At 32.8% G+C, this 23,355-nt stretch carries 24 protein-coding genes; 8 read left to right on the top strand and 16 right to left on the bottom strand.

What is annotated here, in order from left to right; genetic code table 11:
• Positions 1 to 104: 104 nt before the first annotated feature.
• Both HNQ90_RS03830 and HNQ90_RS03825 read left to right on the top strand, forming a co-directional pair.
• A complete protein-coding gene (locus HNQ90_RS03830; RefSeq protein WP_144115306.1) occupies positions 105 to 962 on the top strand; it encodes a DMT family transporter in 858 nt (285 codons plus the stop codon).
• Positions 963 to 1,055: 93 nt separating this feature from the next.
• Positions 1,056 to 2,156, top strand: a complete 1,101-nt coding sequence (locus tag HNQ90_RS03825) for a DUF4407 domain-containing protein (protein ID WP_144115305.1) — start codon at positions 1,056 to 1,058, stop codon at positions 2,154 to 2,156.
• On the opposite strand, the gene HNQ90_RS03820 is transcribed toward HNQ90_RS03825, so the two are convergent.
• Positions 2,157 to 2,435, bottom strand: coding sequence for a hypothetical protein (locus tag HNQ90_RS03820; RefSeq protein ID WP_144115303.1), 279 nt, complete (start codon positions 2,433 to 2,435; stop codon positions 2,157 to 2,159).
• Positions 2,436 to 2,732: 297 nt separating this feature from the next.
• Here HNQ90_RS03820 and HNQ90_RS03815 point away from each other — a divergent pair, with 297 nt between their 5' ends.
• On the top strand, positions 2,733 to 3,164 hold the full coding sequence (locus HNQ90_RS03815; RefSeq protein WP_144115301.1) for a YybH family protein: 432 nt from the start codon (positions 2,733 to 2,735) through the stop codon (positions 3,162 to 3,164).
• A 211-nt stretch (positions 3,165 to 3,375) separates the two neighbouring features.
• Here HNQ90_RS03815 and HNQ90_RS03810 read toward each other — a convergent pair whose 3' ends face one another.
• The 8 genes from HNQ90_RS03810 to HNQ90_RS03775 form a co-directional block, all read right to left on the bottom strand.
• Positions 3,376 to 3,954 carry a PhnA domain-containing protein gene (locus tag HNQ90_RS03810; RefSeq protein WP_144115300.1) on the bottom strand — a complete coding sequence of 193 codons (579 nt, stop codon included), beginning with the start codon at positions 3,952 to 3,954 and terminating at the stop codon, positions 3,376 to 3,378.
• 164 nt (positions 3,955 to 4,118) lie between these two features.
• Entirely contained in the window at positions 4,119 to 4,949 is an 831-nt protein-coding gene (locus HNQ90_RS03805) for a hypothetical protein (RefSeq protein WP_144115299.1), read from the bottom strand.
• A gap of 140 nt (positions 4,950 to 5,089) precedes the next feature.
• The gene (locus HNQ90_RS03800; protein ID WP_144115298.1) at positions 5,090 to 5,455 is read right to left on the bottom strand and encodes an MmcQ/YjbR family DNA-binding protein; all 366 of its coding nucleotides are present in this window, start codon (positions 5,453 to 5,455) and stop codon (positions 5,090 to 5,092) included.
• Positions 5,456 to 6,064, bottom strand: a complete 609-nt coding sequence (locus HNQ90_RS03795; RefSeq protein WP_144115297.1) for a DUF4230 domain-containing protein — start codon at positions 6,062 to 6,064, stop codon at positions 5,456 to 5,458.
• A complete protein-coding gene (locus HNQ90_RS03790) occupies positions 6,065 to 6,814 on the bottom strand; it encodes a cyclase family protein (protein WP_092848128.1) in 750 nt (249 codons plus the stop codon).
• Positions 6,811 to 7,935 (bottom strand): radical SAM family heme chaperone HemW, encoded by a 1,125-nt coding sequence (gene hemW, locus HNQ90_RS03785; RefSeq protein WP_241678332.1) that lies wholly within the window; start codon positions 7,933 to 7,935, stop codon positions 6,811 to 6,813. Before hemW ends, HNQ90_RS03790 begins: the two co-directional genes overlap by 4 nt.
• A gap of 142 nt (positions 7,936 to 8,077) precedes the next feature.
• On the bottom strand, positions 8,078 to 8,683 hold the full coding sequence (ruvC, locus tag HNQ90_RS03780) for a crossover junction endodeoxyribonuclease RuvC (RefSeq protein ID WP_241678324.1): 606 nt from the start codon (positions 8,681 to 8,683) through the stop codon (positions 8,078 to 8,080).
• Positions 8,683 to 9,321: an outer membrane beta-barrel protein gene (locus HNQ90_RS03775; protein ID WP_092848131.1), complete on the bottom strand. Its 639-nt coding sequence runs from the start codon at positions 9,319 to 9,321 to the stop codon at positions 8,683 to 8,685. The genes ruvC and HNQ90_RS03775 overlap by 1 nt, the downstream gene beginning before the upstream one ends.
• A 30-nt stretch (positions 9,322 to 9,351) precedes the next feature.
• On the opposite strand from HNQ90_RS03775, the gene HNQ90_RS03770 reads away from it, so the two are divergent.
• Genes HNQ90_RS03770 through HNQ90_RS03760 form a run of 3 tightly spaced genes read left to right on the top strand, consistent with a single transcriptional unit; the run spans position 9,352 to position 12,220 of the window.
• Complete coding sequence (locus HNQ90_RS03770) at positions 9,352 to 10,326, top strand: lysylphosphatidylglycerol synthase domain-containing protein (RefSeq protein WP_144115296.1); 975 nt, start codon at positions 9,352 to 9,354, stop codon at positions 10,324 to 10,326.
• Positions 10,323 to 11,465, top strand: a complete 1,143-nt coding sequence (locus tag HNQ90_RS03765; RefSeq protein ID WP_144115295.1) for a glycosyltransferase — start codon at positions 10,323 to 10,325, stop codon at positions 11,463 to 11,465. Before HNQ90_RS03770 ends, HNQ90_RS03765 begins: the two co-directional genes overlap by 4 nt.
• Positions 11,466 to 11,485: 20 nt before the next feature.
• Positions 11,486 to 12,220: a Bax inhibitor-1/YccA family protein gene (locus tag HNQ90_RS03760; protein ID WP_144115294.1), complete on the top strand. Its 735-nt coding sequence runs from the start codon at positions 11,486 to 11,488 to the stop codon at positions 12,218 to 12,220.
• A 155-nt stretch (positions 12,221 to 12,375) separates the two neighbouring features.
• Here HNQ90_RS03760 and HNQ90_RS03755 read toward each other — a convergent pair whose 3' ends face one another.
• The 3 genes from HNQ90_RS03755 to HNQ90_RS03745 form a co-directional block, all read right to left on the bottom strand.
• Positions 12,376 to 12,852 carry a hypothetical protein gene (locus HNQ90_RS03755; protein ID WP_144115293.1) on the bottom strand — a complete coding sequence of 159 codons (477 nt, stop codon included), beginning with the start codon at positions 12,850 to 12,852 and terminating at the stop codon, positions 12,376 to 12,378.
• A gap of 130 nt (positions 12,853 to 12,982) precedes the next feature.
• On the bottom strand, positions 12,983 to 14,995 hold the full coding sequence (locus tag HNQ90_RS03750; protein ID WP_172625816.1) for a M56 family metallopeptidase: 2,013 nt from the start codon (positions 14,993 to 14,995) through the stop codon (positions 12,983 to 12,985).
• 2 nt (positions 14,996 to 14,997) lie between these two features.
• Positions 14,998 to 15,360 (bottom strand): BlaI/MecI/CopY family transcriptional regulator, encoded by a 363-nt coding sequence (locus HNQ90_RS03745; RefSeq protein WP_092848147.1) that lies wholly within the window; start codon positions 15,358 to 15,360, stop codon positions 14,998 to 15,000.
• A 141-nt stretch (positions 15,361 to 15,501) separates the two neighbouring features.
• On the opposite strand from HNQ90_RS03745, the gene HNQ90_RS03740 reads away from it, so the two are divergent.
• Positions 15,502 to 16,005 (top strand): DUF456 domain-containing protein, encoded by a 504-nt coding sequence (locus HNQ90_RS03740; protein ID WP_144115292.1) that lies wholly within the window; start codon positions 15,502 to 15,504, stop codon positions 16,003 to 16,005.
• A gap of 261 nt (positions 16,006 to 16,266) precedes the next feature.
• On the opposite strand, the gene HNQ90_RS03735 is transcribed toward HNQ90_RS03740, so the two are convergent.
• The 4 genes from HNQ90_RS03735 to HNQ90_RS03720 all read right to left on the bottom strand — a co-directional run bounded on the left by HNQ90_RS03735 (position 16,267) and on the right by HNQ90_RS03720 (position 20,403).
• Positions 16,267 to 16,941: a response regulator gene (locus HNQ90_RS03735; RefSeq protein WP_144115291.1), complete on the bottom strand. Its 675-nt coding sequence runs from the start codon at positions 16,939 to 16,941 to the stop codon at positions 16,267 to 16,269.
• Positions 16,942 to 16,943: 2 nt separating this feature from the next.
• On the bottom strand, positions 16,944 to 18,734 hold the full coding sequence (locus tag HNQ90_RS03730; protein WP_144115290.1) for a tetratricopeptide repeat-containing sensor histidine kinase: 1,791 nt from the start codon (positions 18,732 to 18,734) through the stop codon (positions 16,944 to 16,946).
• Between the two features lie 179 nt (positions 18,735 to 18,913).
• The gene (locus tag HNQ90_RS03725; protein WP_172625814.1) at positions 18,914 to 19,063 is read right to left on the bottom strand and encodes a hypothetical protein; all 150 of its coding nucleotides are present in this window, start codon (positions 19,061 to 19,063) and stop codon (positions 18,914 to 18,916) included.
• Between the two features lie 335 nt (positions 19,064 to 19,398).
• Positions 19,399 to 20,403: a LacI family DNA-binding transcriptional regulator gene (locus HNQ90_RS03720; RefSeq protein ID WP_144115289.1), complete on the bottom strand. Its 1,005-nt coding sequence runs from the start codon at positions 20,401 to 20,403 to the stop codon at positions 19,399 to 19,401.
• Positions 20,404 to 20,622: 219 nt separating this feature from the next.
• Between HNQ90_RS03720 and HNQ90_RS03715 the strand changes: the two genes are divergently transcribed.
• Positions 20,623 to 23,130, top strand: a complete 2,508-nt coding sequence (locus HNQ90_RS03715; protein WP_144115288.1) for a TonB-dependent receptor — start codon at positions 20,623 to 20,625, stop codon at positions 23,128 to 23,130.
• Positions 23,131 to 23,355: the final 225 nt, after the last annotated feature.

Here is a 23,355-nt window from a genome sequence, read left to right as displayed (position 1 = left end):
GGGCGTTACCACAAGGGTCGCGCTTTCCATTATATCTTTTTTTGCCATATATGGCAGCAAAAAAAGGATGCCATTACAATCGCTAACGCAGTTAGCAACACAACATGAAAAACCAACATAACCAGAACCTACTATTACTAACATTAGCCACTTTACTAATTAGTACCTCTGGAGCCTTGGGGCGCTTTATAAGCATGCCAACCGAAATAATAATTTGGTGGCGTAGTGCTTTAGGCGCCGTGTTTCTGTTTATGTTCTGCAAATTGAAAAAAGTAGATCTTAAAATTCAGTCTAAAAAAGATTTCACAACTATACTCATTAGTGCCGTCTTTTTGGGTGCGCACTGGATTACCTATTTCTACGCCCTAAAACTCTCTAATGTAGCTTTAGGTATGTTATCGCTATTTACATTTCCGGTTATAACCGCTTTAATAGAACCCTTTTTTACTAAAACAAAACTAAATCCTATTCACATCCTTTTAGCCTTAATGGTATTGCTAGGTATTTATATATTGGCGCCCGATTTTAATTTTGAAAGCACACAAATAAAAGGGATTCTTTGTGGTTTGCTATCGGCCTTATTTTACGCCATACGGAATTTAATGCTTAAAAAACCCGCTTCAAAATACAACGGCATGACTTTAATGATGTACCAAACCTTATTTTTAACCCTAATTTTACTCCCTGTACTTTTTATAAAAGACAACTCCAATATTACCACACAATACCCTTATGTTATTTTACTAGCATTAGTTACCACAGCAATAGGCCACTCGTTATTAATTAGCTGTTTTAAACACTTCTCCATAAGTACAGCTAGTATTATTGGCAGCTCCCAACCTATTTTTGGTATTATAATAGCCTTTTTATTTCTAAACGAAATACCAACACTAAATACCTTTATTGGAGGCGCTTTAATTATTGGTACCGTTGTAATTGAGAGTATTAGGTCTAGGAAATAACACTACCAACATCATTTTTATATCAAATTTTGTAACAAATAGACTGCTTTAACGTTCTAATAGACAATCATCAATCAAAAAATCAATCAAGTTATGTTAAAGCAATTTTTTATTATCTGCTCTGGGGCAGACACAGATATTTTAAAAACCTGTTCGGTTGGCGAGCAAAATAAATACGCAGGTATTGGCGCCACCGTTTTCTTTACTGCAATTATGGCTTTTATTGCCGGTAGTTATGCCCTTTACACGGTTTTCGATAATCCGTACACCTCCATTTTCTTCGGACTTATTTGGGGATTACTCATTTTTAATTTAGACCGCTATATTGTTTCAACTATAAAAAAAACAGATTCTTTTTTTAAGGAAATTATTCAGGCATCGCCCAGAATAGTGCTTGCCGTAATTATAGCCATTGTTATTTCTAAACCCTTAGAACTTAAAATTTTCGAAAAAGAGATAAATCAGGTTTTACTAGAACAGAAAAACCAAATGACTTTAGCTAACAAAACTCAACTAGCTGAGCAATTCTTGCCCACAATTACAACACTACAAAACGATATAGAAAATTTAAACAATACGGTAAGCACCAAAGAAGCAGAAGTTAACGCGCTTTACAACACCTATATTGCCGAAGCCGAAGGAACAGCAGGCACTAATCTTTTAGGAAAAGGCCCTGTTTATAAAGAAAAACGCGAAAAACACGACGTCTTATTAGCCGAATTACAACTATTAAAAGCAGAAAATAAAGCTAAAATAATAGCCATTGAAAACGACATTGCTAATCTAAAAAGCCAATACGATTTGCAAGTAGCAACATCTCAACCTATTATCGATAATTTTGATGGCTTAATGACACGCGTTGAAGCCCTGGGCAAGTTACCATGGCTTCCATCGTTTTTTATATTCTTGCTTTTTTTAGCCATAGAAACATCGCCAATAATAGCAAAGTTATTGTCTCCTAAGGGCGCATACGATCTAAAATTAGAGGACGAGGAAACCGCATTAAAAACACAGGTGTTGCAAAATAAAAACCAACGCGATGTTTTGTTAAAAACAGATTACGCCATTAACGATCGTATTTATAGCGACCTTGAAAACGAAGAGGAACTCTATACCTACAAGCGCAACAAATTGAGAGAACTAATGCAATTGCAGGGAGACTCCTTCTATAAAAAACAGAAAAATATATTGTGATTATGCGGCTATTTCAGATTTAAAGTGATCGTAAAGCTCTTTACAGCCAAAACCAACTATAGACAGTCGTTTGTTTTTAGCTAATGCTTCTTCGTGTAATTTTGAAATAGCATTTACACCATATTTATCCATACTTTCAACATCCTGAATGCTAATAGTGATATGATTTGCCTTCTCAAAAATGTTTTTAAACTCTGCATTAAACACATTTAAACTTTGTTTGTTTAACACACCTTTTACTTTAAAGAAATTGTTGCAATTTGAAATTTGAAAGTCCATAATTTGTTGATTTTTAAAGGTTAAAATAAACTTGAGGGAGAGTATTATTTTTTATTACATTTTAAAAGTACATAATAGGTAAGGTATTTACACAATTTTTTCGACCAACCCTTTTTTACTTTAGATGAAAAAAAACTTTCTGTAAATTTTATCGGTGAATAACTTGATTTCCACCTCAATAAAAAAACTAAACAACAATTAAGATTTTATTACATTTACCAATGCTTTAAAATATTGGTATATTTATTGAAGTAGACTTAATACATAAACCGCTAATTATAAATTAAATTTAAACCCATGAAAAAACTTATTGTACTGCTATGTATATTATGTTTCTGCAATAGTTACTCGCAAACAAATGATGAAGATGATGTTAAGGCAATAAACAAAGTTTTAAAAAAACAAAGAATAGCATGGTCTAACCACGATTTTGAAGGTTACATGGCAGGCTATTGGGACAGCGAGTTATTAAAGTTTTATAGTAAAAATGGTGTTACCTATGGTTGGGAAAACACTTTTGACCGTTATGAAAAAGCTTACCCAACAAAAGAGCATACCGGAAAACTTAGTTTTAAAATTAATGACATTACCAAAATAAGTGAAGGTGCTTATTACGTTTTAGGCGAATACCACATTAAACGAGATATGGGAAATGCCGATGGTATTTTTATGCTAGTCTTTAAAAAGATTAATGGCGAATGGAAAATTATTGCAGATACCTCAACGTAATTGTTAACGCCTAAAGTAAAAATGTTTTATACTAGTTGAAGGCAGCCCCTTGGCAGATGGTTGCGTTAGGAATTGCAACGGCATCCTTTTTAAAGCTTTAAAACAAAAAGGTGAGGCTATCCATAATTTAAAAGGTGGCCATGACTTACAACTTGCATGACACTTTAAAAAGATATAGTGGAAAGCCCGACCTTTAGGTAACGCCCAAATATTACAATTTCTTTACAAAATCTGTAATTATTACGGTAAGTGTTGGTCCTACTTTACCTTCTATATATTTTTCGTTTTCGCGATCTAAACGAATATTTCGTACTGCGGTTCCTTGTTTTGCTACCATGCTAGAACCTTTAACTTTTAAATCTTTTATAAGTACTACCGAGTCGCCGTGTTGTAATACTACACCGTTTACATCTCTATGAATAAGTTGTTCTGGATCTGGAGCGCCCTCGCCAGTTGCCTTTGCAAACTCTAAAACATCGTCTTCTAAATACATCATATCTAGTAGGTCTTGCGGCCAACCTTCCTTTCTTAAACGCGACAACATTCTCCAAGCGGCTACTTTTACAGCTTCGTGCTCGCTCCACATACTATCGTTTAAACAACGCCAGTGGTTAGTATCGGTAGTGTCTGGATTTTCAATTTGATCGACACAGGTTTTACAGGCTACTAAAGACTTATTTAGTGCCTCGTCCTTTTGTGGTAATAATGTATGAATTTGTAAATGCTCTACGTTTCCACATAATTCGCATTTATTATCTGCTCTTTTATATAATTCTCTTTCTAAACTCATAATTTAAATTTTGTAGTGCAATAATACAGCTTAATAGCAGCTTGTACAAATTTGAGATTACAACATAATGATTCTCTCTATAATTAGATAAAAACGACCGCTTATTTAATACAAAAAGGACACTTAACGCGTCCTTTTTTTTTGCTTATAAACTGTACTAGTTATTATTTTGACATATCGTGTATCCAGGTGTATAAATAATCGCCATGAACTCCAGTAAAATAACTTTGCCATGCTTTTATTTTTGCTTTATTTTCTTCGTTATCTGGAAATGCAGCCTTCATAAGCTCATCGTCTCTATCAAACATTTTATCTAAATCGGCTAAAGAATCTAGAAAATAGGCTTCCATAAACTCGGTTTTGTCTGAGCCCCAAGCATGCACATTAGGATAATAGGCTTTTATGTATTCGTTTTTTAAGGTAAGTTTTTCATGGCCTTCTTTTCTTAACTTTTCAAACTCTTCCATGGAGCCATCTTCAGGAAAAGCAAAATGGCTTTTTCTAACATAGCACAGCATATCTTTAGTTGGTTTTTCAGTCATGTGTTTGGCTCCCGAAATTGGCGCGTAAATTTCATCGGAATGCTCGTTAGTATAATAAGAGCTTATTTTTTTGAAATATGCTTTTCTTTCGGCTTCATCTGGCCATGCTTCTTTTTCTAACTCGGCACTTCGTTTCGCAAACTTCCCAATATCGTTCCATGACGCAAAATTATTTACCACCAATAACTCGGTGTTATCTTCGCTCATGTTATGCATATACACAGAATGCCCCATGATATATTCATTTTTCATGATTACCTTTTCGAAATACTCTTTTTCTAAGGCTTTCCATTCGGATAATTTAAAATCTTTTTTATCGGGGTTCCAATGGTTCATTGTTACCGTCATGTACTCTTGTTCCTTTTCCGTATCGTCTTGCGCGGAAACTACAAGTTGACCGAGTAACAGTGTAAGAACAATTAATGTTGAGAATAATGGATTGGCTTTTTTCATAATCTGTAATAATTAAAGTTAATAATTTGTTGAAATTAAATACGCTTTAATATTCTTGGGAGTGCGATTATGCTAAAAATAAATACTTATGTAATTGAGAGATGATAAATATATGCAAAAAACTATTGATTATCAAGAATTTAACCAAGCAAAGTTTCGCGCATTTTTTTGGTCATGCCTTTTATAACCATGGCATAGGAATGGTCTATTAACTCTAAAATGAGTTTAGGTTGCAATTCTCCTTCGTGAAGATACAGGGTGTTCCAATGTTTTTTACTCATGTGAAACCCCGGGCGAATACTATTATAATCGGCGCGTAATTCTTCCGAATATTCCGGATCTGCCTTTAAATTTATGGTGGTTTCGCCGGCCTCCCATTTTTTTAAACTTACTAAAGCAAACATTTTTCCTAATACCTTAAATACGAGTGTATCTGCATCAAAAGGAAAATCTTCGGTGGTGCCTTTTTTAGCTAAACAGTAATCTCGAATTTGTTCGATATTCATTTATTTAAGCTTTTTAGTCCCTTCTGTTCCAATTTCTAGGGCCGAATAATCTAATTTCCAGCCAATAGTTTCAACAATGGTTTCTATAAGTAAAATGGTTTCTAAGGCTTCTTTTTGTGCTGCTTGAATGAGTCCGCTTTCTGGAATTTTATCTTTTATATGTAGTTTGGCCTCGTTGTGCAATCCGGTTAAATCGTTTGCCTCAAACCTATTAAAATAGCCGTCAGACTTATCATAATAATTTAAATTAGTTTCTATGGATAGAATTTCTGGCTGCGGAAAATGTTTTAGTATTATTTTCTTTTTATCGGTATCGGCCTGTAAATCTATTTTTGATAAATCGTAACCAATATGGGCTTTAGCGTTAATTACTACTAATGCTTTTTTACGACTTGTAATGAGTTTTAAAAAGCGTTCTTTAACATCTTCGTAGTGGTAAATTTCTGCAAAATCGCCCTCAACGGTTATAAACTTACACACCTTTTTTATCTTATCTAAAAGGATAGTAGATTGCGAATTAACAAGCTGTTTTTTCTTAATAGATTTTAAAACGGTAACTACGCCTAGTGTTACCAAAACTGCAATAATAACGGCTAAAAAAATTTCCATTTAACTAATAACTTTGTATAATATGGGTTTACTTGGCGTAGCGTCATTCTCGAACGGCGCTATTTGCAAATTTAAAAAATACTCTCCGTCTTCTATTTTATTGGACACATAAATAAACTCGGTAATGGTAGCATCTAATCTTAATTTCCCTTTAGTATTCCAGAATTCTCGGTGTCCTAAAAGTTCGCCACCGTCTTTTTCTTTATCAATACTAGGTAAATCTATTAGCAAGTGCTTTATACCCTTTTCTACAAGAAACTTTACCGCATCAGCTTCAAGATACGGCCAATTTGTATTGGAGTATTGCCTAGAGTGTTTCTCGCGCGTATTTGGTATGGTTCGTATTACAATAGCATCTCTTTTTTTATTTCCTAGAGCAAACTGCAATTGCTTTTTTGATATAATTTTATCTTCCCCATCGTTTTCGGGTGCCACCGTAACAACTTCAGCAAGAAAAAAGAAGGTTTTTAAATTTTGATTTATAGAGTGCACTTTTTCTGTAATATGTCCAGCACACTCGGTATGTGTGCCATGTGCATGTGGGTTAAACTGAATATTATTGAAATTAATATCGGCACCTTCACTTACAGCTGCTGTCCACTCTCCATCTTGTACAGGTTCAATTTTTGGCGCGTCCACATACCATGCATTCACATTTTTTTCTGATGAAATAAGTGGTATAGAAATATCCAAAGGTTTTGAAAAATCGATTTGAAGTTTTCTAGAGTTGTATTGAATCGTTGCAATCAAGATAAGTTTATTTTAAAAAGGTTTGCGGCGATACCATCGCTAAGAAATTTACCTTTTTTTGTGGTTAATAATTTATTACCATCAATATACAATAAATGTTCTTGAATATAAATTTCTGATTGTTTTAATAAATAGTTTTTATAAGTTTCGCCAAAATCATTCTCAATTTTTTCTAATGAAACGCCCCAAACAGTTCTTAAACCCGTCATAATATATTCGTTGAATTTATCGGTTTTAGATAGGGTTTCTATTTCGTTAGGTAGTGTATTGTTTTGAATAGATTTTATATACTTTGTATTGTTAGACACATTCCAACTACGCTGGTCACCATTAAAGGAGTGCGCCGAAGGGCCAATACCCAAATAGGGTTTACCAAGCCAGTAGGCCGAATTATTTTTACTAAAATACTCGGGTTTACCAAAGTTAGACAACTCGTAATTTACAAACCCTTCTGCTTCTAAAGTATCTACAAGGATATTAAATTGCTCTTGTGCCAAATCATCGTCTACATTAGCAATAACACCTTTTTTAATAAAAGTTTCTAGAGCTGTTTTAGGTTCTACAGTTAAGGCATAACAAGAAATGTGTGGCACATTAAAGGCTAATGCAGTTTCTATATTTTTAATCCAGGCTGCGTTGGTTAATCCTGGAATACCATAAATTAAATCAACAGAAATATTATCGAAATGTTTCGTGGCTTCTTCTAAACATTTAAGCGCCTCTTTAGCGTTATGCGCACGGTTCATGAGTTTTAAATCGCTTTCGTAAAACGACTGAATACCAATGCTTAATCGGTTTATCCTACTTTTTGCCAATTCTTGTATTACGCTTTCAGATAAATCGTCTGGATTGGCTTCCAAAGTGATTTCTGGATGCTCAACAATGTTATAATATTTGTAAGCGGCATCTATTATAAAGTCAAATTCGTTGCAAGACAATAAACTTGGTGTTCCGCCTCCAAAGTAAATGGTTTCTATGTTTTGGCTTTCTAGCTCGTTTTTTCTAAGCTTTAATTCTTGTACCAAACACTGAATTAATTCTTCTTTCTTTTTTAAAGAGGTTGAAAAATGAAAATCGCAGTAGTGACAAGCTTGCTTGCAGAAGGGTATGTGTATGTATATAGAAGCCGAAGCCCCTCCTAACCTCCCCGAAGGGGCGGAATTCGTACTCGTACCTTTAAGTTTATTTTTTATCAATTAAAATGTATTGAAATTAGGATTGAATTTTCTTTTAAACAAATAACTTCCCTTACAGAAACGATGGCTATTTAGTCTTCTTCCGAAGATCGACAATTGGATTGTTTTTTCTTCCTCCTTTGGAGGTTTGGGGACCTTTACTATTCTGCTTAACAAAAGCGTCCCAACCCGTATAACTCTTACCTAACTCAATTCGTCCAGAGTTATAAAAATGACAAACAGCTGCCGCTAATCCATCAGTTGAATCTAAATTTTTGGGTAAGGTTTTTAACCCCAACATACTTTGAAGCATTTTGGCAACTTGCTCTTTACTAGCATTTCCGTTTCCGGTAATAGCCATTTTAATTTTTTTAGGCAAGTATTCTGTAATAGGAATTTCTCTACTTAAACCGGCAGCCATAGCAACACCTTGCGCTCTACCCAATTTTAACATACTCTGTACGTTTTTACCAAAAAAGGGGGCTTCAATAGCTATTTCGTCTGGATTATGCGTATCAATAAGTTCGATAGTACGCTCAAAAATGAGTTTTAATTTTAAATAATGATCGCTATATTTTTTTAAATCCAATTCATTTAATTGAACAAAATGCATGGTTTTACCCACTACCTTTATAATGCCAAAACCCATAATGGTTGTGCCAGGGTCAATACCCAAAATTATTCTTTCTTTCATTAATCTCCACAGTAATAACAACCACTTAGCGAAATAGACGCGCCAAAAGTTAGGGTTAAAATATCGCCATTAAACGATCCGAATCCGCTAGTAACAGGACTAAAATCCTTTGAAAAACCTTTAACATATGAGGCATCCACATAAATTGACAGCTTATCAGAAACACCATAATGCAACTCGATTCCTGCCATAGCATTTAAATACGATGTTTTATTATTACCATAATCGCCTAAAGGTTTTATCATAGTAAACCCAGGTCCGGCATGAACAAAAGCACCCAAGTTATCTACAAAACTGGTAATTACCGAGGCATCGTATACTGCTTGCGCATTAATCCTGGTATAGTTTACTTTAAATTCTGGTGTATTATCGGCATTTGCAAAGCGATTATAGCCTAAGTCTAATTTAACGCCTAAACGTTGCTTAAACATGTATTGCAGCCCTAAATTAATGGTTGGAAAATTTATCGAATTACTTTCAAAATCCTCTACAAACCCACTTGAAGACGGACTATTTACACCCAAAGCAAATTGCGCTTTAAAAGTACTTGTATCGCCTTGTGAAAACCCAGAAAAGCTGTAGATTAAAAATGCTATAGCCAACCAAAAATTAGTATTCAATTTAAAACTTGAGGTCATGTGGTAATATTAATTTAATTTGCATCGCTAATGATCCGTACGTTACCATACAAAACTAAACAATTCTTTTTTGTGCTTATTAAAATAAGCATTGTAGTTGGTGCTTTTTATTTTATTTACAATAAACTAACCCATAATACGGCATTAAGTTTTTCAGAATTTATCGATTTTTCAACAAAAAACGAGGTGTTTTCATTAAAAAACATCATTTTTTTACTTCTTTTAAGCATATTTAACTGGTTTTTCGAAATTTTAAAATGGCAAACATTAGTAACTTTTATAAAACCAATCAGTTTTAAAACAGCCCTAAAACAAAGTTTAGGATCTTTAACAGCATCTTTACTTACACCAAACAGAATTGGAGAATATGGCGCAAAAGCGATGTATTACAGCGCACATTTTAGAAAACGTGTTATGATGGTTAACCTTTTTAGTAATGTGCTACAAATGGGTGCAACTACCCTAATAGGTGCTATTAGTTTTAGCCTGTTTATTTTACAATACAATCCGGATATAAACTATGTTAAGCTAAGTAAATTTATAATCATTGTACTGTCTAGCCTTATTATATTAGGTTTTGGGATTTCCAAAAGTAGGTTTAATATCAAAGGCTTTTCGGTAAAAAAACTAAAGCAGTTTATTTTAGAATTTCCTAAAAGCAAATTAGCTGTAGGCCTACTTTTATCACTACTACGTTATGCTATTTTTTCGTTTCAATTCTATTTACTGTTACATATTTTTAAAACAGAACTCAGCTATTTAAATGCTATGATTATTATTAGTTCTATGTACTTAATAGCTTCTAGTATTCCATCTATATTTATATTCGATGTGGTAGTAAAGGGCAGTATTGCTGTTTATTTGTTTGCGTTTTCTGGCGTTAACGAATTGATAGTTTTATGCATAATTACTATCATGTGGTTGCTAAATTTTGTAATACCAAGTTTGTTTGGCAGTTACTATGTGCTTAGTTTTAGCCTTCCTAAAAATAACGTGGAATCATGATTTTAACACTACTTTTTGTAACCCTAAGTTACCTGATTTTAATAGGTGGTTTTATTATTGGTTTTAATAAAGTATCTACGTTTATTTTAGGGGACGTGCCTGCTAAAACCAAATTCTCGATAGTTATTCCGTTTAGAAATGAGGCAGAACATTTACCCCAATTATTACAATCTGTACTCGCATTACACTACCCAAAACATCTTTTTGAAATTATTTTTGTTGATGACGACTCTAACGACAATTCGGTTACCATCATTCAAAACACCCTAAATTCAGCACAAACACCTATAAACTCTAAGATTCACTTTCAACTCATTTCCAACGCTAAAAAATCGAATTCTCCAAAAAAAACAGCCATTACTTCAGCCATAAAAATAGCCAAACACCCTTGGATTATTACCACCGATGCCGACTGCCAACTGCCTAAATTTTGGCTAGATAGTTTCAATGAGTATATCCTAAAACATAACCCAGTTTGTATTGCTGCACCAGTAACATATTCAACTACTAGCACCTTTTTAAACCTCTTCCAAACGCTAGATATTTTAAGTTTACAGGGCGCTAGCATTGGTGGTTTTGGTTTAAAAAAACGGTTTATGTGTAATGGCGCTAATTTTGCTTATAAAAAAGCTACGTTCAACGCCGTAAATGGTTTTAATGGCAATACTAAAATAGCCAGTGGCGACGATATTTTTCTGCTAGAAAAAATAGCAAAAGCACAGCCCAACCAAGTACATTACCTAAAATGCGAAAAGGCCATTGTAAAAACACATGCACAACCTAACTGGACCCTTTTAATAGCGCAACGTATGCGTTGGGCTGCAAAAACAAGTGCTTATAGTAATGTGTTTGGAAAACTAACAGGCTTAGTTGTTTTACTTACAAATGCCTTAATACTTATTGGCTTAATACTCGCCATTATAGGGGTAATAAATTTTAAAAGTTTGTTTTACATGGGGTTTATAAAGTTTAATATCGATTTTTATTTACTGTATATAACCGCTTCGTTTTACAAGCAAAAAGCTATTTTAAAAAGTTATATATTAGGGTTTTTAGTCTATCCCTTTTTTAGCGTTTATGTGGCTTGTATCTCCATGTTTTCTGGCTATACATGGAAAGGCAGACAGTTTAAAAAATAAATTTAGTAGCTTTAGTTTCTATGAACATCTTTAATAAAACCTCCAATCCGGCATTTACCAATTACTTTTTTGGCACCAAAAACACATCTGGCAAAACCATGTCGGTTAGTGGTATTTTTATTAAATCCATGCTATCCATTGCAATAATTGTTATTATTTCCATTGGTATGTGGAAGCTTCACAGCAACGGTCAATCCATTAAGTGGTACTCTATAGGCGGCATGCTCGCAGCCATTGTAATAAGCATTGTTATTTCGGTACGCCAACATTGGGCACACGTTTTAGTTCCCCTTTACGCCATAGCCAAAGGCTTTTTTTTAGGAGCCGCAACGGTATACGCACATGCACAATTTCCAAATTTACCATACCAAGCCATAGGCATAACCGTGGTAACATTTATCGTTATGCTATTGCTTTATCAAACCCGCATAATTGTAGTAACAAAAAAACTACGAAGCGTTATTATTACAGCCGTAACCAGCATTTTTATAATTTATTTAATATCCTGGATATTAGGCTTTTTTGGCATTAAAGTATTTATTTGGGGCATTTCTTGGCCAGCCATAATTTTCAATATTCTAGCAGCCGTTTTCGCGTCCCTTTCGCTCCTACTCGATTTCGATTATATAGAACGCCACAAAAACAGATCGCCAAAATACAAGGAGTGGCTAGCCACATGGGGCCTACTTGTAACCTTAGTTTGGCTGTATATGGAAGTATTAAGACTCATGCGTAAACTAGCCATTAAGTTTTAATTTGGGCGTTACCACAAGGGTCGGGCTTTCCTCTGCAAGTCCTCGCACTTCCTCCGTCAGGCTGTGGGCTTTCCATTTCAATCCCTAACGCAGCAATCCGCTAAGGCCATTTTAAAACAAAAATGTAGTGATAATTAAAAAAGCCGTTGCAAAACCTAATTTACATGTATAACTATAGGCAATTTAAATTCTGTAGTAACCTGTTGTCCGCGTTTAATAGCCGGAAATATTTTAGGCAAAACATCCAGACTTTGGTTTAATAGTTCTTTTATATTAGGAATTTCATTATAAGTAAGCGAATCAATTTTAGCCTCTAACAAGCTTAAATTGCCAGTATTAGACACCTGAAAATTCAATATTAGCGTATCATTAATATCTTGAGTCACCACAATACGCTCCTCTTGCAAGTAGTTAGTAATATGCTGTGTAATTGTTGTTTGAAAACACAAGGTTCTTTCTGCCTTAGAGCTAGACGAATCGCATACCGAAAAACTTGGGTATTCATCAACATCTTTCCAATTAAACGTTTCTAATTCCTCTTTAAGAATCGCTTCAGAAGATGTTTTCTTCACATTAAAATACTCGCATGATGTGAGTGATAAAATGACTATTAAAACCAATAATTTCCTCATGTATTTTATCTGAAACCGAAAAATACAATTTTTTTAGGTTTTTTGTAATCTAAAAAAGAAAAACCGAAGCCTTAACTTCGGTTTTAAACAGTATTACTTGAAATATAATTGAAATTCGAATTATTTATCCTTAAACTTGAAAAATAATAGGAAGCGAATACGGAACTACAACCTGTTTGCCATCAACCTTTCCTGGTATCATTTTAGGTAATAACTTTACAACTCTTATAGCCTCTGCCTCTAGCTCTGGATGTGCTGCTCTAGAGCGAATATCTATAACACGACCATGTTCATCAATTTTAAAAATAACATGAATACGTTGTTTTCCATTTAACCCTAATTTATGGGCCAATTTTGTGTTAAAATGTTTAGAGACATGCGTTGTTATGCCCTTATCTAAGCACGCTTTTTTCTCTTCGTTACTTAAAGCATTATCACAAGATTCAAAATTTGGCACTTCATCTAGATGTGCTATGGCTACATCCTTATGTAATGGCACTTCATTGAGTAGTACCGTATCTTCTTTTTTGTTTTGCACATCGCTAACTTGAAAAATAATAGGTAAGGAATAAGGCACATTAACCTGCTTCCCTTTATGTTCACCTGGTTTAAATCTAGGTAGCGTTTTAACAACGCGTATAGCTTCTTTTTCTAGCTCGGGATGTTCCGATCTAGAACGCACATCAACAACATCTCCATCAATACTTATTTTAAAAATAACATTAATACGCTGTTTCCCTTTTAAATTAAGACTGTCGGCTAGCTTAGTATTAAAGTTTTTATTAATATGCATTGCAATGTTTTTCGACATACATTTTTTTTGCTCCTCTACTGTTAAATCTTCGCAACCTGGAAAAACAGGAACTTGGTCTATAATACCAAAAGGAACATCTAAATGTTTTATAATATCGGCAAAAAACGGATCTTCAAATCCGTTATCACTTGTAAAAACAAGTAACTTTTTTATTTCTAGGTCTTCGTTTTCATTGATATCACCTTGTACTTGAATTTGCTCAAAAACCTCAGCTATTTTTTTAGTTAAATCAGTTTGCGAGCCTTTAGTGGTGTAATCTTGAATATCATTTACCAAAGCTTGATTAAAGCCTTCGCCTTTAACTGCATCTAAAAGCAGTTTAAGCCCTCTTTCTTCTGCTTCGTTTACATCTCCTTGTATTTCAATTTGATGCTTTAAGGCTTTTACTTTAGTAATTAATGGTGTTTTCTGCTGGATCTCCTCATTGCTGGTATCACCTATTGTGGTAGCGGGATTAGTTTCCATACACGACGTATAAACCAACATGGCTATTAGCATAGGTATTAACAAGGCATACTTAAATAACTTGACCTGTTTTGATTTCGATTTTTGTAACATAATGATTCGTTTTTTGATTAATGATTGTTTAAAAAATGGATTGATGAATGAAATATTTTTGGTATCGAAAACTTGAGACAATAAATTTTGATAATATTGATTTTTATTTTGATTCTTAACTACTTGTGCATCGGCAATATATTCATGCAAGGACATTATTCTATTTTGATAGATATAGGTTAAAGGATTAAACCAAAATGCAATGCGTAGCAGCTCAAAAAACAATAAATCTAGAGTATGTTTTTGTTTTACATGAACCATTTCATGCTTTAAAACCGTGTCTCTATTAGTTTTGTTAAGCTGTGCTCCTAAAAAAATATAATTAAAAAAAGAAAAGGCCATATCGCTTTTTAACACACTAACAATAAAAACATTACCGTATTTATACTTAGGGTTTTTAAAAAGTAATTTTAGTAGTTTTATTAATTTAAAAATAAAAATACATGTTGCTATTCCTGTGCCTAAATAAAACAGAAGTTCCCAACTCCAAAACGACTGTTGTTTTAATATTATGCCTTCCAAAGGAATTGGATTTACAGGGTGTTGCGATGCGCTACCAATAAAAATTTCTGGTAAATTAATGATGTAATCTTGAGAAAGGATATTCTTAAAACTAGACACCTTAATAAACGGAAGTATTAAGGGCATTATAGCTGTAATTAACAAATACGCTCTATTCCAATTAAAAAAGGTTTCCTTTTTTAAAAACAAATCGTAAATAATTAAAAAGAACAACTGAAAAGCAACAACCTGTATAATGTAGTGTAACATAACTAAGATTCGTTTTTATTAATCTCTTTAAGCACAGACTCTAAGTCTTTAATATTCATATCATTTTTCTTTACAAAAAACGACACCATACTTTTAAAAGAACCTTGAAAATAATTATCAACCAATTTATTTATAGATTGATTACTATACTCTTGCTTCTCTAACAATGGAAAATACACATGGCCTTTCCCTTCTTTTTCATAATCGACAAAACCCTTACTCTCAAGAATTCTAACTATTGTAGATACTGTGTTATATGCAGGTTTAGGCTCCGGAAATTCTTCTATTATAGCTTTTACATTGGCCTTTTTTAATTGCCAAAGTATTTGCATAATATCCTCTTCTGCCTTAGTAAGTTGCTTCATAATTAGTACTAATTTATTTGTTGAACTAAATTCTTAGTTTAACAAATATAACTAATAATTTAGTTAAAACTAAATTATTAGTTAAAAAATGTAACATTTGGCACGATTTTTAGTCTAAACAGTATATAACTTAAACATTTTATGGATATTATTTTAATCATTATTGCTGCGCTACTTATGTTTTTAGGTATTATTGGCAGCTTTTTACCTATTTTACCAGGACCATTAACTAGTTGGATTGGACTTTTGGTACTTTACTTTACCGAGGCTATTCCTCTAGACAAAACCTTTTTAATTATAACCTTTGCCATAGCTGTATTTATTTGGATTTTGGATTATATTATTCCTGCTATTGGCACAAAACGCTTTGGTGGTACTAAATATGGTATGATAGGCACTACAATTGGTTTAATTGTTGGCTTAATAGCTCCTATTCCTGGAGGAATTATAATTGGTCCTTTTTTAGGCGCACTTTTAGGAGAGCTTATTAATAAAAGTGATGGTAAAACAGCAACAAAAGCAGCTTTTGGATCTTTTATAGGCTTTTTAACTTCAACCTTTATAAAGTTTGTAGTGGCTATAATTTACCTTGGGTTATTCATTGGTGTTCTTTGGGATTACCGTTATGCCTTATTTCAGGCTTAAACAGAAGAAACCCTGTGGGTCTCTCACCTCCACAGGGTTTATGTAAATTGCTATTATCAACAAAAAATTGAGGGTATTCTTTAATTTTTCTGAAGTGTTGATATACAAATATACTCACAACTATCGTGTTTAGATTACGGGTTTCCCGTAACTATTTTACGGGCAACGGGTAAACCCTAGCAGGAGCAAGGGTTTCGAGAGCAAAAAAAAATCAATTTTTTTTAAAAAAAATTGATTTTTTTTCTTCCAACGGCATATTTCTTAGATAAAACCCTTTTTTCTGGCTTCATCTAGCAGTGTTTCATCTTGACCGTCGCGAACTTCAAAAATTTCTCGAAGTTGCTTCTTCCGTTTTTCTATAGCACTTAAAGAAATGTCTAAATGTGTTACCAAGTTTTTAGTTTTTATACCTTGAGAGAGTAAATGTAAAATTTTTCGGTTTTTATCATCTATTACAATATCTGTAGCAATTGTTTTTCTTATATGACTATTTACCGTACCGCTATAAAAAGGCGGATTATATAATACGGCTTGAAAAGCACTAGCTAATTCTCTAGACGTTAAATCGCTTTTAATTAAAAACCCTTCTGGATCTATAGTTTTAATAATATTATGAATTCTAAAAGACTCGTTAAACATAGTTAACACTATAATTTTCGCATTAGGCAACACCTTTCTGGCATATTCGGCTAAATCTTCACCCGAGCTCATAGAACCATCGGTAGACGGTGGTAAACTAATATCCACAAATAAAAGGTTATAAGGGCGTTCTACCTCTATAGATTTATCCATAAATTTCACGGCTTCATCGCAATTATTTGCAATATCAATGGTTAACTCTTGATTACTTTTTTTGGTGAATTGCAATGTGTTTTGATACCCTTCGATAATCATCGGATGGTCATCAATCATTAAAATTTTAATTTTTTCGGTCATAGTTAGGTTTGGAGTATAGGAGCCTCAATAACTACTTGAGTTCCCATGTTTTTTTTAGATGTTATGTTTATAGTTCCATTCAATTCTTTAATTCTAGAATTCATGTTTTTTAAACCAATACCTGATTTTGCTCGGTTAATATCAAAACCAGATCCATTATCCTTAATCGTTAAGCAAATTACATTATTTTTTAATTTAAAGCTAATTTCAACAACACTTGCTTTGGCATGTTTATAAATATTATGAAGTGTTTCCTGTATAATTCTATAGATATGAATTTTCATTTTGTTACCCACAAAGTCCCATGAAATATCATCATCATGTGTTAACTCATAATCCAAATTATAGGCTAAAGTTTGCGTTTCAATTAGAGTTTTAATAATATCTGAAAAACCAGAACCCGACACAAAATCGGTATTTAATTCGTGAGATACTTTTCTAATATCATCCTCAATTATTTTTAACTCATCAATATATTGTTCTCTAGTTTTAATAGCCTCTTCACTATTACTCATATTTAAGCTATCTAAACTTAAACGCGTACCAAACAAGCGCCCCAAGACACCATCGTGAAGCTCTTGAGAAATTCTTTTCTTTTCTAAATCTCTAGCTTCTTCTACACTTTCATTTTGAGATAACATAAGGTTATAAATTTCCTCATTGGCTTCTTGTTGTTTTTGCTTAAACTGTAATTCAATATTTTTATTTCGCTGAGCAATAACTAAATACAACAAAAATGATGCTAAAACAATGACTACTGATATAATAAAAAGCCACATACGTTCCTTAGCAATTTGAATATTTTGCTGCTCTATTTTATTAGTTTCGTACCTAATTCTGGCAAATTTATCGCGATTTAATCTTTCACTACGTTCCAAACTATCACTTAGCGAAATATAATCTTTTAAATATTTATTAGATAATTCACCCGTTTCTATTTCTGAAATTAATAAAAGGGACTTTAATAAATCATCATTATTGTAAGCCTCGGCAATACCTTTTGCCTTATAAGCATAATATTTAGCCGAATCTTTTTGATTAAAGTCATTGTAATACTCCGCTAAATGTTGAAGAATAATAATGGAATTGTAAGTATCATTAACACTATCGCAAATATTTAAGGCTTTTAAATAGAGACCCGGAAGCTGCTTTAAATTTTTAGAAAGATAGAGTGTATTAGCATAATTCCCTAAGGCTAAAACATGCACATCTGGATAATTATTTATTAATTTAGTATTCGATAAAATTTTCTGATAGCCTTTTAAGGCTAATTCATACTGCTGTAAATTTTTGTAGGTAAACGCAATATTGTTTTCAGACAGCCCTATACTTCTTTCAAAATTGCCTTCTAAATCCTGTTTTAACTCTAAGGCTCTTTTATGATATTTTATAGACTCTTCATAAAGCCCAAGTTCATTAAAAACAATACCTAAATTATTATTAATATAAGCTTTGTATTTTTTAACATCGTTAGTTTCACTTAAACTTTCTAATAGGGTTAGTGCCTCAATAGATGTAGACTCGCTACCAGTATAATCCTTATCGTAAGTTTGACAAACAGCAATACCAAAAAGGGTTGCAGCTGTTTCAAATTTATAATTGTATTTTCTAAATATTTTTTCGGCCTTATAGAAATATAAGTATGCACTATCACTTAATATATACTTCCTGTAAAGCTCACCTATTTTGTAATTCTGTTTTGCTGTAAAAATAGAATCTCGACCCTTACTCTCTAATAGCGTTATTTTTAAGGAATCAATTTTTTTAGTAGCCAACTCGGTTTGAGCTTGCATTCCTAGAAAACAACATAGTAAAAGAGAATATCGTATTAAATTTTTCAATTAAAAATGGTACATTAAGTCTATTTCCAAATGTATTTATAATTTTTCGATTTTTCCCAATTAGATTTATGGTATAAAAAATCCCATATAAAATAAATTATATGGGACTTATATTATATTAAGATTATTACTTAATCTTGACCTTGACCTCCAGTATGAGGAACAGGTTGTTCTGTATCAGGTATTACTTGTAAATCATCTTCTGTTAAATCTTGTTTAGTACAAGAAGATAAAAATGTAAAAAAAAGTGCTGTAATTAATGTAATTTTTAGGGTTTTCATATATTCAAATTTTAAGGTTACAAGATTATATCTATTTAAAAAAATAGCATTTCCAACAAAAATTTCTTGAAAATTTTTATTAAAATCAAATCGAATACATACAATGCAAAACGATTCTGTAAATAAATTTACTGAGGGAAATGACTTAAAAAGTCAACATGGATTAATTCTTCTTAATTGAACTTAGGGAAATACGGATCGCTCAACTAAGGGATGCGAAAATATATTAAGACAAATATTTTTGCCTAGTTTTTTCGAAAAAAAGTGAAATATTCGATGAAATGCACGATTTTTTATCGATGAAATACATAAAAATCCGTTATAGAGGTATTCAGCTACAACGTAGAATTGTTTTTAATCAAGCTTGTTTTTATGATTTTTGTCTTCATATCCTTTTCTACTCCTGTATTTTGCATACGATTTATGAGTAATTCGGCTGCATGTGTACCTATTACTTTTGCATGCTGCCTGATGGTCGTTAATCGAGGAATTGTATGATTTGAGTCCGATTTACTCGCAAAAGCGATTACAGAAATATCTTTTGGTACCTTCAATCCTAAATTAACAGCCGTATTAAGCGCAATGATTCCAGAAGAACTATCGGCAGCTATTACACCTTCAATATTCTTATTTTTCTTGTAAAAGGATTTGATTTTTTTAGCCGTATCGTCTTTCTTCTTGATTTTTAAAACCAAGGCTTCTAACTTCCCAGTCTCTAAAATAGCCTTATTATAACCGCGTTCTCTTAACTTACCAACACTTATATCATTAATATTACTTATAAAAACAATTTTCTTTCTGCCTTCTTCTATTAAGCTTTTCGTGGCATTATAAGTGGCATCAAAATCATCAACTATAACTTTATCGCACATAACATCGTGGGCCACCCTATCAAACATAACAATTGGCAAGCCTTGTTTAATAGTGTTTTTAAAATGGTCTACCTCATTATTCATTTGCGACTCTTGCGACACAGATAAAATAAAACCATCAACACTTCCATTAGCCAAAAATTGTAAACTCTCTTTTTCTTTGGCTAACGATTCGTTGGATATGCATGTTATAATATTATAACCATGTTTGGAAGCTTCTCTTTCAATACCAAAAAGCACTTTGGCCAAAAAGCGATTAAGTATATTAGGAATAATAACACCAATAGTTTTAGTTTTATTATTTTTTAAACTTAAAGCAACCTTATTGGGTCTATAGTTATACAAGTTGGCCAGCTCTTTAACGCGTCTTACTGTTTCTTCACCAATTTCCTCGCTATTATTCAAAGCTTTAGAAACTGTTGATATAGATACATTTAATTCTTTTGCCAGCTGTTTTAGTGTAACCATATAATTTATTAAGATAAAATAGCAATTTACAAAATTAGTACTTGTAAACCGTTCAAGTAAAAATAAGTTTTAAATATATTCATTTTTAAAATACAACCCACATAATACGCAATACATTTTTAAATATCCGTATTAAAATTATAATTATTAGTTTAGTTTTGCCCAAATATTACAAGTATAAAACGGACTATATTTCACTAAATTAATTACATTAAACACATGCAAACAAGAATTTCGACGCTTTTAATCCTTTTCTTTTTTACAACCCAATTAATACATAGTCAAATTACAGGAAAAATTATCGATGCCGAAAGCAACGAACCTTTAGAATATGCAACAGCTGCCCTATATAACATTGAGGGCAACCTAATTACTGGTGTAATAACAAATACTGAAGGGTTTTTTAACTTAGAAAACATAAAAACTGGAACCTATACTATTAACGCCTCTTTTATGGGATACACCTCCTTAAAAACGGATACTATAAAGGTTAACAAAAAAGGACAAGCCATAAATCTAGGGACTCTAAAACTAACTTTAGGGAGCCAATTAAACGAAGTTCTTGTAAAGGCCGAACGATCTGCCGTGGTGCATAAAATTGACCGTCAAGTTTTCGATACTAAAACCTATCAAAATAGCGAAGGCGGCAATGCTGTTGATGTTATAAAAAATTTACCATCGGTAACCGTTGATGGCCAAGGCGAAATAAGTGTTCGTGGCAGTAAAGGGTTTACAGTATTGGTTAACGGAAAACCAACACAAGGCGATGCTAGTGCGATTTTAGCACAATTACCAGCAAATGCTTTAGAAACTATAGAACTTATTACAGCACCATCAGCAAAATATGACCCAGAAGGTAAAGGAGGTATTTTAAATATTAAAACAAAAAAAGGAGCCATTAATGGTACTTTTGCCCAAGTAAACCTGCGAGGTGGATTACCTTCAATAGAACCATACAACACAAAAGTTCCTGCCCAACGTTATGGAATAGATGCTACCATAAATAAGCGTAGCGATAAATGGAACTTCTCTTTAGGTGCTAGCTACCAGCGAAACGATAAAACCGGACGTCGCGAAGGCGAAATGTTTATTGTTAACCAACTGGAAAATAAAACTACTTTTTTACCATCGGATGGCGAACGTAGTTTTGATGATATTAGTTATAACGGACGTTTAAACTTAGATTTTACGCCTAACGAAAACAATGAATTTTCATTTGGCCTATTTGCCGGAAAACATACAAAAGAGCGTCTTGCAGATATTGTGTATTACGACAATCATGCGATTTCACCTATTGGAAGCGATAATAGACTATATACTTTTGAATATTACAACCACAACTTAAGAGTTAGAAAAGGTGATTTTGCTTTAGGTAGTTTAGACTATGCACACAAATTTAGCAACGACTCTAAATTATCAACGTCTTTTTTATATGAATACACCTTTTTGGGAGGACCAACAGAAAATGATAACTTAGGACATCCTGATAATAGCATTATATACCAACAAGAATACAACACAAACGATAATCCATTATATGGTACCCGTTTTAATCTTGATTACCAATGGAAACCTTTTTCTTTTGGCACTCTTGAAACAGGCTACCAATACAGAAACATAGATCATACAGGTGAGTTTGTTTATGAGCGCGACGGCAATTTAGTAACAGAGTTTTCTAGCGATATAGAATTAAAACGTAAAATACATTCGGGTTATGCGCAATTAACCGCTAAAAAGGACAGATGGGATTATGTTGCTGGTGTACGTTTAGAGTCTATGGATAGAACGTATACCGAAGCCTTAAAAAGCGAAACAACACCCAATGTTTACAAATACGACTTTGTAAAATTATTCCCTTCTGCCTCTTTACAATATACGGCAAACGATAAAACAAAAATTAAAGCCGCTTACAGTAAAAGAGTAGAACGCACAACCACTTTAAAGATGAATAGCTTTGCGGAGCGTGAACATTCTGAAGTATTTGAACAAGGCGATAACACCTTATTACCAGAATTTATAGATTTAGCCGAAGTTGGCATTACAAAAAAAATAAAAGGAGGTAACTCCATTTATGCTACAGCTTATTTTAGACATGTAGATAACGTAATAAATCGTGTAAACACTTTAGCATACGAAGCTTCAGGAGAAGTTATTGACAGCATTATAAACCGTGTATACTCTAACGTAGGGAAAAGTAACGCTATTGGATTAGAGTTTGGAGCAACACTTAAACCAACAAAAAACTGGACTAATATTATTGGCGCAAACATTTATAATTATGCTATTGATGGTGTACTAAATTTTAACCACAGAGATGGCGTTGAGCGAACTTATAAAATTGATAGCAAATCGACTATTTACTCTTTAAATTTAAACTCAACATATTCATTTTGGGATAATGCCTCGATACAGTTTACCTTCAATTATCTATCGGATAGAAATACCGCTATGGGCGAAGATTCAAGATTTTACTCACCAAATCTAACGTTCAAAAAAACATTTATGGACAACCGTTTATCGGCGACCTTACAATGGCAGAATATAGACATGGGAATGCTTAACACTAACGAACAACGTATAACCACCTCTAGGCCTAATCAATTTTACACAACCACCAATTATGTTTACGAGGTCGATATGATTACTTTAAACCTATCTTACACATTTAATACGGTAAAAAACAAATCTAAATTTATAGATAGTGAATTTGGCAAGCGCGAATTTTAAATAGGAGAAACTATTATAAAAAAAAAGAGCCTTAATTTCTTAAAGACCCTCTTTCATTGATTAATAGCATTTATTAGACACTACTGTTTTTAGAAAGTCACATCTTTATTTTATTAAATTGACATTGAATGTTAAATGCTCGATCGTAGTAATAATTATTCATGGTTTCAAGTTTAAAAAAAACAAAGACCAGCATTATTTTTAACTACAAATAACACACGCATT

It is taken from the genome of Algibacter amylolyticus (assembly GCF_014202225.1).
GTDB classification, from domain to species: domain Bacteria; phylum Bacteroidota; class Bacteroidia; order Flavobacteriales; family Flavobacteriaceae; genus Algibacter_B; species Algibacter_B amylolyticus.
Note: the sequence above shows the minus strand (reverse complement) of the source record. Positions and strands in the feature narration are given on the sequence as shown.

Coding starts and splice junctions, on each gene's coding strand:
- HNQ90_RS03740 (WP_144115292.1), top strand. CDS start 15,502: ATGGATATTATTTTAATCATTATTGCTGCGCTACTTATGTTTTTAGGT.
- HNQ90_RS03750 (WP_172625816.1), bottom strand. CDS start 14,995: ATGTTACACTACATTATACAGGTTGTTGCTTTTCAGTTGTTCTTTTTA.
- HNQ90_RS03810 (WP_144115300.1), bottom strand. CDS start 3,954: ATGAGTTTAGAAAGAGAATTATATAAAAGAGCAGATAATAAATGCGAA.
- HNQ90_RS03830 (WP_144115306.1), top strand. CDS start 105: ATGAAAAACCAACATAACCAGAACCTACTATTACTAACATTAGCCACT.
- HNQ90_RS03735 (WP_144115291.1), bottom strand. CDS start 16,941: ATGACCGAAAAAATTAAAATTTTAATGATTGATGACCATCCGATGATT.
- HNQ90_RS03755 (WP_144115293.1), bottom strand. CDS start 12,852: ATGAGGAAATTATTGGTTTTAATAGTCATTTTATCACTCACATCATGC.
- HNQ90_RS03730 (WP_144115290.1), bottom strand. CDS start 18,734: ATGCAAGCTCAAACCGAGTTGGCTACTAAAAAAATTGATTCCTTAAAA.
- HNQ90_RS03825 (WP_144115305.1), top strand. CDS start 1,056: ATGTTAAAGCAATTTTTTATTATCTGCTCTGGGGCAGACACAGATATT.
- HNQ90_RS03770 (WP_144115296.1), top strand. CDS start 9,352: ATGATCCGTACGTTACCATACAAAACTAAACAATTCTTTTTTGTGCTT.
- HNQ90_RS03720 (WP_144115289.1), bottom strand. CDS start 20,403: ATGGTTACACTAAAACAGCTGGCAAAAGAATTAAATGTATCTATATCA.
- HNQ90_RS03795 (WP_144115297.1), bottom strand. CDS start 6,064: ATGGAAATTTTTTTAGCCGTTATTATTGCAGTTTTGGTAACACTAGGC.
- HNQ90_RS03805 (WP_144115299.1), bottom strand. CDS start 4,949: ATGAAAAAAGCCAATCCATTATTCTCAACATTAATTGTTCTTACACTG.
- HNQ90_RS03775 (WP_092848131.1), bottom strand. CDS start 9,321: ATGACCTCAAGTTTTAAATTGAATACTAATTTTTGGTTGGCTATAGCA.
- HNQ90_RS03765 (WP_144115295.1), top strand. CDS start 10,323: ATGATTTTAACACTACTTTTTGTAACCCTAAGTTACCTGATTTTAATA.
- HNQ90_RS03760 (WP_144115294.1), top strand. CDS start 11,486: ATGAACATCTTTAATAAAACCTCCAATCCGGCATTTACCAATTACTTT.
- HNQ90_RS03815 (WP_144115301.1), top strand. CDS start 2,733: ATGAAAAAACTTATTGTACTGCTATGTATATTATGTTTCTGCAATAGT.
- HNQ90_RS03800 (WP_144115298.1), bottom strand. CDS start 5,455: ATGAATATCGAACAAATTCGAGATTACTGTTTAGCTAAAAAAGGCACC.
- HNQ90_RS03715 (WP_144115288.1), top strand. CDS start 20,623: ATGCAAACAAGAATTTCGACGCTTTTAATCCTTTTCTTTTTTACAACC.
- HNQ90_RS03745 (WP_092848147.1), bottom strand. CDS start 15,360: ATGAAGCAACTTACTAAGGCAGAAGAGGATATTATGCAAATACTTTGG.
- HNQ90_RS03820 (WP_144115303.1), bottom strand. CDS start 2,435: ATGGACTTTCAAATTTCAAATTGCAACAATTTCTTTAAAGTAAAAGGT.
- HNQ90_RS03725 (WP_172625814.1), bottom strand. CDS start 19,063: ATGAAAACCCTAAAAATTACATTAATTACAGCACTTTTTTTTACATTT.
- ruvC (WP_241678324.1), bottom strand. CDS start 8,683: ATGAAAGAAAGAATAATTTTGGGTATTGACCCTGGCACAACCATTATG.